Origin of the sequence: Corynebacterium jeikeium, from assembly GCA_003955985.1 — a bacterium.
GTDB lineage: Bacteria > Actinomycetota > Actinomycetes > Mycobacteriales > Mycobacteriaceae > Corynebacterium > Corynebacterium jeikeium_D.
The window spans coordinates 491,648-504,156 of record CP033784.1; the positions used below are offsets into that span (position 1 = coordinate 491,648).

Genomic DNA, 12,509 nt, shown 5'->3' on the forward strand with positions numbered 1-12,509 from the left:
TAGCGCGGCGGTTCTTTATGAAAGCTTTTCCACAGAAGTAAGCGAGAATACCTCCGGCAACGGTGGCTGGAGCCTTTCTATAACACTTGCGCGACTCGGCGTCCGACCGAGTAAGCCGGGTCTGGGAAGGATGGCAGTGGAGTAAACCACCGCATCAACCGGAAGGAAATTGCCGTATGGCACGCCTTGCTGGAGTTGACCTGCCACGCAACAAGCGTATGGAGGTCGCTCTTACCTACATCTATGGCATCGGCCCCGCCCGTGCCAATGAGCTGCTGGAGAAGACCGGCATCTCTCCGGATCTGCGCACCGACGCTCTCACCGATGAGCAGGTTGCTGCGCTGCGTGACGTGATTGAAGCTACCTGGAAGGTCGAGGGTGACCTCCGCCGCCAGGTTCAGGCTGATATCCGCCGCAAGATTGAGATTGGTTCCTACCAGGGTCTGCGCCACCGTCGTGGCCTGCCAGTCCGTGGTCAGCGCACCAAGACCAACGCTCGTACGCGTAAGGGTCCGAAGAAGACGATCGCCGGAAAGAAGAAGTAAAACATGGCAGCTCCGAAGTCCGCACGCGGCCGTCGTACCGGCCGTCGCGTTGTAAAGAAGAACGTGGCTCAGGGCCACGCATACATCAAGTCCACCTTCAACAACACCATCGTGTCCATCACGGACCCGAAGGGCGCTGTTATCTCGTGGGCCTCCTCTGGTCACGTCGGTTTCAAGGGCTCTCGTAAGTCCACTCCGTTCGCTGCTCAGATGGCCGCCGAGAACGCTGCTCGTAAGGCCATGGAGCACGGTATGAAGAAGGTTGACGTTTTCGTTAAGGGTCCGGGTTCGGGCCGCGAAACCGCCATCCGTTCCCTCCAGGCCGCTGGCCTTGAGGTGTCCTCGATCTCGGATGTGACCCCTCAGCCGCACAACGGCTGCCGTCCGCCGAAGCGTCGTCGCGTCTAGGAATAGGGTAAGGAGAGAACAGAAATGGCCCGTTATACCGGTCCCGCAACCCGTAAGTCCCGTCGTCTCCGCGTCGACCTCGTCGGTGGCGACATGAACTTTGAGCGTCGTCCCTACCCTCCGGGGCAGGCTGGCCGCGCTCGTATCAAGGAGTCGGAGTACCTGCTCCAGCTCCAGGAGAAGCAGAAGGCACGTTTCACCTACGGCGTGATGGAGAAGCAGTTCCGTCGCTACTACGCCGAGGCTCACCGTCGTCCGGGCAAGACTGGCGATAACCTCGTCGTCCTGCTGGAGTCGCGTCTCGACAACGTTGTCTACCGCGCTGGTCTGGCTCGTACCCGTCGCCAGGCTCGTCAGCTGGTTTCCCACGGCCACTTCACCGTTAACGGTAAGAAGATCAACGTGCCGTCCTTCCAGGTAAGCCAGTACGACATCATCGACGTGCGCCCGAAGTCGCAGAAGATGATTTGGTTCGAAGAGGCACAGGAGAACCTGGTCGACGCTGTCGTCCCGGCATGGCTTCAGGTTGTTCCTGAGTCCCTGCGCATCCTCGTGCACCAGACCCCGGAACGCGCACAGATCGACATTCCGCTTCAGGAACAGCTGATCGTCGAGTTCTACTCGAAGTAATAACCAACTTCGCTTGCATCCATTCATTCCCTATGGCGTCATATAGCGGTCGCCACCTGGAGGATTTTCGAAAATGCTCATTTCCCAGCGCCCAACGCTGACTGAGGACTACATTGATTCCTCTCGCTCCCGGTTCGTTATCGAGCCGCTGGAGCCGGGTTTCGGTTACACCCTCGGTAACTCCCTTCGTCGTACGTTGCTGTCGTCCATTCCGGGCGCTGCAGTCACCAGCATCCGCATTGACGGTGTGCTGCACGAGTTCACCACTATCCCGGGCGTGAAGGAAGATGTCTCCGATATCATCCTGAACATCAAGGGTCTGGTGCTCTCGAGCGAGTTCGATGAGCCGGCTACCGTTTACCTGCGTCGCGAAGGTGCAGGCGCGGTGACCGCTGCAGACATTGAGTGCCCAGCAGGTGTGGAGATTCATAACCCGGACCACCACATCGCTACTCTCAATGATTCCGGTCGCTTGGATATTGAGATGATCGTTGAGCGTGGTCGTGGCTACGTGCCGGCGACCCCGAACTCCGGTGGCGAAATCGGCCGCATTCCGATGGACCAGATTTACTCGCCAGTTCTGAAGGTCAGCTACAAGGTGGAGGCTACTCGTGTTGAGCAGCGCACCGACTTTGACAAGCTGATCATCGATGTCGAGACCAAGAACTCGATCACCGCCCGCGACGCGATGGCGTCGGCAGGCAAGACTCTGGTTGAGCTGTTCGGTCTGGCACGTGAGCTGAACGAGGCTGCTGAGGGCATCGAGATTGGCCCGAGCCCGCGCGAGGCTGAGGATGTCGCTGCGTACCAGACTCCGATTGAGGATCTGGACTTCTCTATGCGCTCCTACAACTGCCTCAAGCGTGAGGAGATCCACACTGTCGGTGAGCTCGCTGCTCGTACCGAGTCGGATCTGCTGGATATCCGCAACTTCGGTGACAAGTCCATCAATGAGGTCAAGGAGAAGCTCGCTGAGCTTGGCCTCGCTCTGAAGGATTCCCCGAACAACTTCGACCCGGCTGCTGTCGCTGATTTGGACGCTGCCTCGGGTGATGACGCTGACTGGACTGATGGCGCAAGCGCTGGCTACGACGAGTAGTTCACCGACGCGACTTCATTAAAACGAGGAGATACCTATGCCTACCCCTAAGCAGGGTTCCCGTCTCGGCGGCTCCGCTTCGCACCAGAAGAAGATTCTGGCCAACCTCGCGAAGCAGCTCATCGAGCACGGCAAGATTAAGACCACCGACACCAAGGCCAAGCTGCTGCGTCCGTACGTTGAGAAGCTGATCACCAAGGCAAAGCGCGGCACTCTCGCAGATCGCCGCAACGTTGCAAAGCTGCTTAACGACAACTACGCAGTTAAGAAGCTGTTCGACGAGATTGGTCCGCAGTTCGCTGATCGCGACGGCGGCTACACCCGCATCATCAAGCTGGGTAACCGCAAGGGCGACAATGCCCCGATCTCTCTGATTGCTCTGGTTGAGGAAGAGACCGCAACTGCTGAGGCAACTCGCGCAACTCGCGCTGCTGCTTCCAAGCAGGCTGAAGAGGCAAAGGCCGAAGAGGCTGAGGCTACTGAGGCTGAGGCTGCAGAGGAGGAGTAATTCCCCTCGCTGACGGCTTCTGACCGTCACAGCTTTGAACCCCCGTTGAGCAGTTCATATCTGAACGCTCTTCCGGGGGTTCTTTGTGCTTGACGACGGTGCATAGCGCCCGACTCCAGTTCTGCCTCCGGTTACACCGACGGATTACGCACCAACATTGAGAGCAATACGGAGACCCTGCGGTGGAAACTGCTGATTATCTAATCCGGGGTCCCGGCTACAATCTGTTAACCGTGACATCACTTACTCCAACGACTCCGGATACCCCGTGCGATTCTCCCGATCGAGCCGCTATGGGGAGCACCGACTCCGACCTGGTTCGGTTGCGTTTTGACATTGCCTATGACGGGACCGATTTCCATGGTTGGGCTGCTCAGCGCGATAAGCCTACTGGAGAACCGGTGCGGACTGTGCAGGCGACGTTGGAATCCACTTTGGAGAAGGTGTTGCGCACTCCCGTGCAACTGACTGTGGCCGGTCGTACAGATGCCGGTGTTCATGCCTCCGGGCAGGTGGCTCACGCAGATGTTCCTGTCTCCTGTTTAGACACACGTTCTATCGCAGGGGACCCGAGTAATTTGGTTCGTCGTGTAGCGCGACTATTGCCCGCGGACGTGACGCTTCGGGGCACCTCGTTTGCGCCCCCGGGTTTCGATGCCCGCTTTTCCGCGTTACGTCGGCACTATGTCTATCGCGTCACTAGTTGCGTCAGTGGCCCGCTTCCTACCCGTGCTCGCGATACGGCCCACTGGCGGCGGTCAGTGGACATCAACCGCATGCAGGTGGCGGCTGATGCCCTACTGGGGCTCAATGACTTTGCCGCTTTTTGTCGACACAAGCCACATGCGACGACCACTAGAGATCTACAGCGGTTCCAGTGGTTCGACGTATCTACGCGGGAAGAACCAGAGCTGTACGAGGCCCATGTGACTGCCGACGCGTTCTGCTGGTCTATGGTGCGCTCACTGGTTGGGGCCTGCCTTAGTGTCGGTGAGGGGCGACGTGCGGTTGGATTCACTGAACAGTTGTTGAGTGAAGAGAAGCGTTCCCCGTTGGTCCCGGTGGCAGAGGCGCGTGGGCTCAGCCTGGTAGGTGTTGATTACCCCGGCGATGCTGATTTGGCGGCCAGGGCGGAGCAGACCCGCGAGCGTCGTGATGCCCGGACAGATGGGGACGAGGCTTAAATGTGCAAGCTCTCGGTAATATTCCCTGAAGAAAGTGACCGTAGGAGGAGTGTTCGGTAGTGGTGTGGGCAATTGTTAGCTTGGTTGCGCTGCTCGTAATCCCCGGCGCTGTTGTAGTGAGAGCCAGCGGCGTTCGTACTCCGTGGGCGCTGGCCCTCGGTCCTGCGGTGACGTTTGGTATCGCAGGCACCGCAGGGTGGGCGCTCGGCGCTATCGATGTGCGCTTCACCTTGGTCAGTGCGTCTATCTGCTGGGCCGTGACACTACTTCTCGCGCTTTGCTGGAGTGGCGGCAGCGCTTTGATTCGGCGGCGGCGCGGTAGTGTCGGTCGCTCGGTGTCGGCCGAGGCGCAGCCGCTCGCCTCAGGTCGATGGCGCGAGTTGGGCTATGGGCTAATCGCAAGTATCGGGGTCATCATCGCAGCGGCGGTTCTCACGTGGAGCGCTATCGGTCGCATCGCTTCAATGTCCGAGGGGATGGCGACCATCCAGCAAGGCTGGGACACACTCTGGCATGCAAGTGTGCTCCGTTCGATTACGGAAGACGGCATGGCCTCGGCCACTAGGATGGGCGAGATCCAGAATGTGGAAACTCAGGCGGTGTCCTACTATCCCGCCGCATGGCATGCGTTCGGTGCGCTTTGGATACTGATTGTCCGTCTACCAATCACCGAGGCAGTCAATTACCTCGGCATTATCATTCCGGCCGTGACCATACCCACGGCGGCTGCGGCGCTCACCTGGAGAATTATTGATCGCCGAAAGCTGTCCACCGCCGTTGCCGCGGGGGTTGCAGCGCTTGTTTCCGCAGCGCTTCCGGTATTGATGCCCGTCGGGGTCTTCGTGGGGGCCTGGCCGTACCAGGTCTCGATTGCACTAGCGATTACCGTTTTTGCCTTTGTTACGTCGCTCCCGCACGCACCTCAGCGCATCTTGAGCGCCGCGCTTTCGATAATCGGTATCGGAGAGCTCCATCCGGCATCGGTGCCTACAGTCGTTATGCTCGGTGCAATCTGGTGGTTGTGCTACCGCCTGCCGCGTCCCGCGCATCCTGAACTGGGTGCGGTTCGCGCCAGGCTTTACGACGTCGCGGTGATTGCAGCCGCCTTCGTGCCAGCAGTGGCAGTTCTCCTGCCGCAGTGGCTTACGGGAACTTCTCAGACCGAGGATGTGCGCGCGGTTAGTGCTGAAGTAGACGACCTCGATCGTTTCGATGCGTGGTATCGAGGCGCCACAATGCTGACTCGCCACACTGAGGAATTCCGGCCGTTCTGGCCAATTATCATCCTTGGGTTCATCGGGATGGCGTTTTTGGTTTTCGCAGATACTTCGCGCCGACGGGTGTGGGTAGTACCGGCCTGGTTTGTTTCGGTGTTAATGACGACCCACGCGCTCAATCATTTTGGTGGCGTGCCGGGCGATATTCTCGCGCTGTATACGGATCTTCACTATTCGACACCTCACCGGTTGGTGATGGTCACCGCGTACCTGTATTCCGCGTTTGCGGGTATCGCCGTTGCGTGGGGCTGCGCGTGGGCGGCTCGAATTAGTGAGTCAAAGGTGCCATCGACGGGGCGGGTTCTGGGGTTGAGCTTAGCGACGGTGAGCTCTGCTGTACTTGTGGTCTATGGAGTGGCGTCTAATGCTAGCGCTGCGGATTTCGCCTACAAGAGCCCTAGGGAATGGCAAATCATTTCCAAGGCTGACTTGAAGGCATTTGATTGGTTGGCCGAGCAGCCGGAGGCACATAAGTACCGCACGTTTACCAATCCGCCGGAGGGGTCCAGCTGGGTGTACGCTCGCAATGACTTGCCGGTAGTGTTCCCGCACTATGACTGGCCAGTGGCGAATAAGTGGACTGCTACCTCAATGCTGTACTGGCACGCTGATTACCTCGGTTTTCCAGACCCCGACCGGCCGGATGGGGTGAACGATGTCGATCGCTCAGCCCGAAAGCTGAACGTGGGATTCATCTATTTGTCACCCCCGGGTATTTGGGATTCCAAGGAGGATTTAGAGTTTCCTGGTGAAGGGCTCTGGGTAGCTCCAGGGGTAACCCCTGTTTATCGGGATAGGGAAGTAACTATCTTCGCCTTCAATGACGTGATTACGCCAGAACGCATCGACGAGATGCGAGCTAGTTCTCCGGAAGTAATTCCTCCCTCGGCTACTAGGGGATGGAGCGATGGTCGGGTAGGTTAGGACACCATGCGGATGAATAAATTTATGGCAACGATCGCAGCCGGTGTGATGATGACTTTCGCGCTGGCCGGATGTGGAGACGACGAGCCGGCTAAGCCGGAAGTCTCGAATCGCTCCGTCAGTTCTTCCGCAAAGACCAAATCCTCGACTCCGCCGAAATCGACTGAGGAGTCGACGACACCGACAAAATCAGAGACGCCGACGGAAACTCCTGCAATCACCCAGGTCAATGATGCGGATTACACCCCGGCGGACGGCCCAAATACTCGACTCTTTCAGTTGGAGGATGGCACGACACGCTGCTTCCTCAACGATCTGAGCGGTGACGCCTACTTGGCCTGCCAGGTGAATCTTGCCAATCCTCCGATGGTCGATGACGGCACGGGAAACAAGGTTCCCGCCAATGCTGTGTCCTGGAACCCGGGGGGAGTTACTTACGAGGTCCTGACGTTCCCGCCGGCGGGTGAGATGAAGACGCTGCCAGCGAATTCTCAGTTGAGCGCATTCGGTTACAACTGCGCGGCCTATGGCCCGTCTACTCTGGAGTGCTCGGGACCAGCGGGCGCTGCCACTATCGACAATGGCAATGTCACCGGTGCACAGATGCCGAAGGAGGATGTGCCTCCTGCAGCAGGCGGTCAGCCGGGTGGCCAAGAAAATGGCGCTCCGAATGACCCAGCGGGGCAGGGGGAGCCTGACGGCTCCCAGGCGCCGGGCGGTCTGCCAGATTTGGGTGCGTTGATTCCGGGCCTGAACCGCTAGTTGCCCGCATAGCCAGTGGCTGCAGTTCATCGGTAGTGCGGGCGGTAGATAGCGTCCAGGTGAATTCGCCCATCGCCAGTCGAGGGCACGAAGCTGGCATTTCCGCTGCTGCTGCCGTGGGCGAACCTGTACGACTGACCTCGATGATTCTCGCGATTCCAGTACACAGGTCGGGCTCATACTCTTCGACAACAACCACATCGACGGTGTCGTCTCCAGCTCGCGCGAGAAGTACTGCGCCCAGATCAAGGGCCACAGTATAGAAATGTGGACGGGACGTGCGAATTCCGACTCGATAGCCGAGCGAGAGCATTCCGATGAGCAGCTCACAAAAGTCCTGATTTCCGCAGTCGACCTCCAATCGGGGGAGGTTCGCGGGACACATTGTGATGGTTTGTCCACTGCTCCCGGCTCCTATGACCTGCGCCGGACCATTAGTGATAGCGATGTCGCGTTGTCGGCTTAACCACAGGTGCGGTTTGCGCCCCAACGCCGCCACATGATGAGAGCGTCCAGTGCGGCGCAGCTGCACTACCTCCGCAGAGCTCTCAGTCAGAGCACACTCCGGTGCCGTCAATCGCCGTGCGCGAATACCAAGGGTTCCCAGCCGGTGGATGAGGAAGCGTAGGGCTTGGTCAGCGGAGGCTTCCACCGGAAGAGTTGCCACCAGATGTGTCCAGGGTTCAGGGGCTGTGCCGGAGCGCTCGGCTGCTCGGAAGTAGCGGTGCGCATGCTCTCCGCGGACTTCCGGCGCAATGTGATAAAAGCACAGCGCATCCAGGGTCACTGGGCTGTCGTCGGCAAGCGAGACGATATCCGCAGCGCTTAGCTGGCTTCGCAGGCCTGGTGTGAGACGTAGTCCGATGAGTTGTCCTGGTTCGGTGCGTCGCAGGCGGTCACGAAGGCTGCGGCCGCGCACAGGGACATGCGCGCCTGCAGTGATGGTTATTGCTGTAATGAGTAGCCACAATGACAATGGCATGTGAAAATCCCCCCAATATGTTCCCCACTAAAATTCCCCTGGTCGCACAGTAGCGCGGCCTGGCTTACTCTGCAGGGTAGAGATTATTTGGGGGAATAGTTTTGGGGGAAACTCATGCCACGTACGCCGACTACGCCTAGCCAGGTCAGCGGTCATCGATTCTTGATTCGTCGGATTGAGCACGCGCTTGTGCGTGCGGATTCGCGAATGCTGCACGATCCTCTGCGCACGCGTACGCGAGCACTGTTTATCGGCTGTGCGCTGGTGGTTTTACTGGCCGCCGGCACTGCGGTGCTGTCGTTGGTGCGGCCGCAGGGCGGTTCGAGCTCCAATGAGCAGCTGATTGTCGTATCGGGGTCGGAGGGCCTGCATGTACGTGTCAATGGTCGATTGCATCCAGTCGCGAATCTCGCATCGGCGCGGTTAATTTTGGGCAATCCTGCTGAGCCGAAGCGGGTGCGCAGTAGCGAGTTGGACAAAGAGGACATCAGTTTTGCTGTCGGGATTGAGGGCGCACCAGCAGTTCCGGCCGCGCCGGCAGGCTCTGGTGCCTCGGGAGCTGCCAAGAGGGGCAGTGCAGGTGCGCCGGAGTTGGCACTGTCTTTATGCGAGCGGACGGTGCAAGACCTCGGGCAGCCGTGGATTGTTGCAGAGTCGCTTGCGCGTCTTGAAGAAGTCCGTGCGGAACCGCAGCAGCTTACCCGAACCCACTCGGACAGTGCCGTCGTTGCCGATGGCCAAAACCTCTGGCTGATTACGCAGGGCTACCGCTCGCGGCTGGATGTCAACCACCCGGAGCACGCCGCTGTTTCTCGAGCGCTGGGGTTGGAACGCGCCGCAGTCCGGCCTGTCAGCCCTGCGTTGCTCAGAACGATTCCGGAGGTTCCGTTTCTGGCCGCGCCAGCAATCCCGAACCGCGGCGCACCCACGCACTTCGCCGCTCCATTCGACACAGTCGGCAATGTGGTTGAGGTCGGGCAGCGGCGCGTTATCGTGCTTGACGACGGTGCCGCGATTCTCTCCCCGGTGCTAGGAGAGCTATTAGCTGCGCATAGCCCAGTTCTGCAGGCCAGTGAGGGGCAGCTGGCGGCAGTTCCCGTTGCGAATGCGCCAGCAGTCCCGGGGCTACCTGAAAAGCCGCTGACGTTTGCCGATGCTGATGGCTGGTTGTGTGCCGGCCGGATAGCAGGACGGCCGCAAGCTCTCGTGCAGTGGTCGCAGCATGCTCCGGAGGGGCGGCACGTGGATTACCCACATGCCGACGGTTCGGGTGCGGCCGTCGACGGTTTCGTGGATGGTCGCAGCCGTGAGCGCAGCTCAATTGCAGTAAGCGTAAATGGGGCCGTACACGTCATTTCGCCAGAGGGGATGCGCTTTGCTGTGCACGATCGCACAACGCTGGCTGCCCTCGGGTTTAATGCATCAACCAATGCCGATAGCGGTGGCACGCGACCAGTGGACTGGGAAGTGCTGGCCGCGTTGCGCGGAGGCCCTGAGCTGAGTAAGCAGGCGGCGCTAGGGCCGCTGTCTGGGACGCGAGAGCAACCAGGCACCTAGGCCTAGCGCGCATATCAGGAGCAATCCAGTCGCCCGGAGCGGTGCATTGCGCTCCTGCGAAGAAAGCAGATCCGGCGGAGCCGGTGCGGCAGCGGGGTTGGCTGCGTGCTGCGCAGCGGTGTCTACAGTGGTCCAAATCAGAGCGTCATAAGGTGCAATGATGCCGCGACCAAGGCCGAGCCCGGAACTAATTGGGCTCGCGGAATTAAGGATGATGTCGCGAACCTGTGCTGGGGAAAGCTCTGGGTTTCGTGCCAGCAGCAGGGCAGCTGTGCCCGACACGGTTGGCGTGGCAAAGCTGGTGCCGGCAATCTGTTGATCTCGGGTGTTATCCCCGGACCCGAGCACGTGGCGGTCTATGAGACCGGTGGGGGTGCGCGGATCGGGACCGAGTACGGGGCCGCCGGGAGCGGAGACATTGACCCATTGTCCCGTGATTGCATACTCCGCGGGTTGTGCTTGGCCGGCATCGTCGAACTGTACTGCTGATACTGCGATTACCTCCGGCAGAACTGCGGGCCACGCTACGGATCCGTCCTGACAGCTATCGCCCTTATTGCCTGCCGCTGCGACCACTACTGCGCCTGAGACTTCCGCGCGTGCGACGCTCTCAGCAACATCTGTTGCACCTTGGGGCATTACGCCTGCCGGGGCACACGATGTGAGCGAGATATTGATGACCCGCGCGCCCTCCGCGACGGCCCTGTCGATAGCTTGTGCCAGCGACTCCAAATTGCCTTCGCCATCGGCTGTTTGTCTTATCGACAACACGTGCGCGTCGGGCGCCAGTCCGGCGAAACCATCGGCACCGGGCCGGCCTGCAATAATGCCAGCTACTAGAGTTCCGTGACCGTCGCAGTCTACGAACCCGCTGTTGCCGTCGACAAAATCGCCACCGTCGAGAACCTCGCCCAGGCGCTCATTGGGTGAGACCCCGGTATCGATTACCGCCACCGTAATCCCCGCACCCGTCGTCAGTTGCCATGCTTGGCGAAACCGAAGCGCTTTTTCGATCACCGTCGGTTCATGCAGTGCGCTTTCCGACGACAGCATCGTGGCCACGCAGTCCTGGCTGTTCTGGGCAGCCGCTATTGGTGCGATGCCCGACGGTGCTACTGCGGTGGCCGCCGTCAACGTCGAGATAAGCACTGTGGAAAGTGCGGCCGTGGCGGTGAGACGAGTTTTTATGGCATTCATGAAAAGTGGGTTTTTCACTGGAAGAACCCACTTACGAACTCAGGGAATTCGGCAATGATGGCCGCAATGGGCAAAATAACGGCGATACTGCAGGCCTCGGTTAGCTCAGCTATGCGGCGCGTTGTAGGTGAGATGCGTGACGCGGGAAATGCGGCTAAGGCGGTGGCTGCAAGCATGGGGACGACCAGGCCAGCGGCGACTGGCCAATTGCCCTCGAACCACTGTTGAAAGGCGACGGCCACAATGACGGCAAGACCAGCTAAAGCAGTACAGGTGGAAGCTACTTTCCGGGCTTGGCCACGGGAGTGAATTGCACAAAAGACTATGACAGCAGCAGCCATGCCTAGAGGCCACCACTTGTTCGCATAGGCTCCGGAGAAAAGTACCACCAGGGTGAAGATGCTGAGACTTCCGGTGCCACTGCAGAGGATGCCATCGAGAATCCACCCCGCTCGCTTAGGTGCGTTGTGGGATATTTCGGGAGTTTCGCTGTCATCGAAGCTCTCGCCGGCGGCAGGGACTTTGGGTACGCGAATACCGGCAGCCTTGATAGCGATGGAAGGTGCCAGCAGTATCAGGATGACTGCACTAGCAGCGGTGAGCGCTCCTGATTGAACCGAGTTGTGGAAAAGTGCGACAGCCGCAGCGTAAATACCGAAGGTAACTGCAGCACTGAGACTCGTCGCGCCCAGGGTAACGGTGATGCGGTTGTCGCCGTCGCCGGTGTTGGAAATGAGAAAAATCAAACCGATGACGGCAAGCGCGACACTAATCGCAGCAGTCGGCGGCCAGTCGGTGAGTATGCGGTGTAGGTCGAGGCCAACGAAGCAGAGCCCCGAAGAGGTGCCCAGAATGAGCACTTGCAGCTCCAGGGACATGACAATCGCCGGTTTTGCGCTACGCAACAGAGCCAGGCGCAGTCCACCGGCTACTGCCAGCAGCGCGATGAAGCTGATTGCCGCGGCCAGTGTGGAATCGGTACTGCTCAAGCTCAATGAGGCAGCTGCGATTGAAGCTGTGGCCACGAGGGCTGCGGTACAGCCAACAACCAAATCAGCCGTCCCGATACCGTCGGTATAGGTGGTGTCGGTAATAGCATCGGCGGCATCGAAGAGCCGAGGTTTGGGCACGGGACCTGGGTCGTTGATAACAACCAGGCGTTCGCCTGGTGCAATACCGGCATCGTTCAGGGTGTCGTCGGCAAGCAAAATCGTGCCAGTGGCGGTCCGTAGCTGCCACTGTGCCAGCGGGAAGTCCGCAATGTCGATATCGAAAATTTGCAGGATATCCGGTACAAGTGCGGCGATTGCGACGTTGGTCGGTAACGCAAGGTCTGCGTGTGCTCGGTTGGTGTCTTCGGGCATGTGTGCGGCATCAATGCGCACGCGAATGAGTTCCCCCAGCATGTATTTCCCCCATGAATTCTGCATGCTTTA

The 12,509-nt window shown here is 59.5% G+C and carries 12 protein-coding genes; 8 read left to right on the forward strand and 4 right to left on the reverse strand.

Annotated features, from left to right (window positions below; translation table 11 throughout):
* Nucleotides 1–176: 176 nt before the first annotated feature.
* The 7 genes from EGX79_02190 (at nt 177) to EGX79_02220 (ending at nt 6,575) form a co-directional block, all read left to right on the forward strand.
* Entirely contained in the window at nt 177–545 is a 369-nt protein-coding gene (locus EGX79_02190) for a 30S ribosomal protein S13 (GenBank protein ID AYX81096.1), read from the forward strand.
* A 3-nt stretch (nt 546–548) separates the two neighbouring features.
* Nucleotides 549–953, forward strand: coding sequence for a 30S ribosomal protein S11 (locus EGX79_02195; protein AYX81097.1), 405 nt, complete (start codon nt 549–551; stop codon nt 951–953).
* A gap of 24 nt (nt 954–977) precedes the next feature.
* A complete protein-coding gene (locus EGX79_02200) occupies nt 978–1,583 on the forward strand; it encodes a 30S ribosomal protein S4 (GenBank protein ID AYX81098.1) in 606 nt (201 codons plus the stop codon).
* 73 nt (nt 1,584–1,656) lie between these two features.
* A complete protein-coding gene (locus EGX79_02205) occupies nt 1,657–2,682 on the forward strand; it encodes a DNA-directed RNA polymerase subunit alpha (protein ID AYX81099.1) in 1,026 nt (341 codons plus the stop codon).
* A 37-nt stretch (nt 2,683–2,719) separates the two neighbouring features.
* Nucleotides 2,720–3,190, forward strand: coding sequence for a 50S ribosomal protein L17 (locus tag EGX79_02210; GenBank protein AYX81100.1), 471 nt, complete (start codon nt 2,720–2,722; stop codon nt 3,188–3,190).
* Between the two features lie 293 nt (nt 3,191–3,483).
* Nucleotides 3,484–4,374 carry a tRNA pseudouridine(38-40) synthase TruA gene (gene truA, locus EGX79_02215; GenBank protein AYX81101.1) on the forward strand — a complete coding sequence of 297 codons (891 nt, stop codon included), beginning with the start codon at nt 3,484–3,486 and terminating at the stop codon, nt 4,372–4,374.
* 59 nt (nt 4,375–4,433) lie between these two features.
* Complete coding sequence (locus EGX79_02220) at nt 4,434–6,575, forward strand: hypothetical protein (protein ID AYX81102.1); 2,142 nt, start codon at nt 4,434–4,436, stop codon at nt 6,573–6,575.
* Here the strand turns inward: EGX79_02220 and EGX79_02225 are convergent.
* Nucleotides 6,572–6,805 (reverse strand): hypothetical protein, encoded by a 234-nt coding sequence (locus EGX79_02225; GenBank protein AYX81103.1) that lies wholly within the window; start codon nt 6,803–6,805, stop codon nt 6,572–6,574. The genes EGX79_02220 and EGX79_02225 overlap by 4 nt on opposite strands.
* 359 nt (nt 6,806–7,164) lie before the next feature.
* Complete coding sequence (locus EGX79_02230) at nt 7,165–8,319, reverse strand: hypothetical protein (protein ID AYX81104.1); 1,155 nt, start codon at nt 8,317–8,319, stop codon at nt 7,165–7,167.
* Between the two features lie 114 nt (nt 8,320–8,433).
* On the opposite strand from EGX79_02230, the gene eccB reads away from it, so the two are divergent.
* The gene (gene eccB / locus EGX79_02235; protein AYX81105.1) at nt 8,434–9,876 is read left to right on the forward strand and encodes a type VII secretion protein EccB; all 1,443 of its coding nucleotides are present in this window, start codon (nt 8,434–8,436) and stop codon (nt 9,874–9,876) included.
* On the opposite strand, the gene mycP is transcribed toward eccB, so the two are convergent.
* Complete coding sequence (mycP, locus tag EGX79_02240; GenBank protein AYX81106.1) at nt 9,835–11,091, reverse strand: type VII secretion-associated serine protease mycosin; 1,257 nt, start codon at nt 11,089–11,091, stop codon at nt 9,835–9,837. The genes eccB and mycP overlap by 42 nt on opposite strands.
* A complete protein-coding gene (gene eccD, locus EGX79_02245; GenBank protein AYX81107.1) occupies nt 11,088–12,479 on the reverse strand; it encodes a type VII secretion integral membrane protein EccD in 1,392 nt (463 codons plus the stop codon). The genes mycP and eccD overlap by 4 nt, the downstream gene beginning before the upstream one ends.
* Nucleotides 12,480–12,509 lie beyond the last annotated feature (30 nt).

Excerpts from the sequence above, each read along its gene's own strand:
- EGX79_02200 (AYX81098.1), top strand. The coding sequence starts at position 978 with ATGGCCCGTTATACCGGTCCCGCAACCCGTAAGTCCCGTCGTCTCCGC.
- EGX79_02190 (AYX81096.1), top strand. The coding sequence starts at position 177 with ATGGCACGCCTTGCTGGAGTTGACCTGCCACGCAACAAGCGTATGGAG.
- eccB (AYX81105.1), top strand. The coding sequence starts at position 8,434 with ATGCCACGTACGCCGACTACGCCTAGCCAGGTCAGCGGTCATCGATTC.
- eccD (AYX81107.1), bottom strand. The coding sequence starts at position 12,479 with ATGCTGGGGGAACTCATTCGCGTGCGCATTGATGCCGCACACATGCCC.
- EGX79_02210 (AYX81100.1), top strand. The coding sequence starts at position 2,720 with ATGCCTACCCCTAAGCAGGGTTCCCGTCTCGGCGGCTCCGCTTCGCAC.
- EGX79_02205 (AYX81099.1), top strand. The coding sequence starts at position 1,657 with ATGCTCATTTCCCAGCGCCCAACGCTGACTGAGGACTACATTGATTCC.
- truA (AYX81101.1), top strand. The coding sequence starts at position 3,484 with ATGGGGAGCACCGACTCCGACCTGGTTCGGTTGCGTTTTGACATTGCC.
- EGX79_02230 (AYX81104.1), bottom strand. The coding sequence starts at position 8,319 with ATGCCATTGTCATTGTGGCTACTCATTACAGCAATAACCATCACTGCA.
- EGX79_02195 (AYX81097.1), top strand. The coding sequence starts at position 549 with ATGGCAGCTCCGAAGTCCGCACGCGGCCGTCGTACCGGCCGTCGCGTT.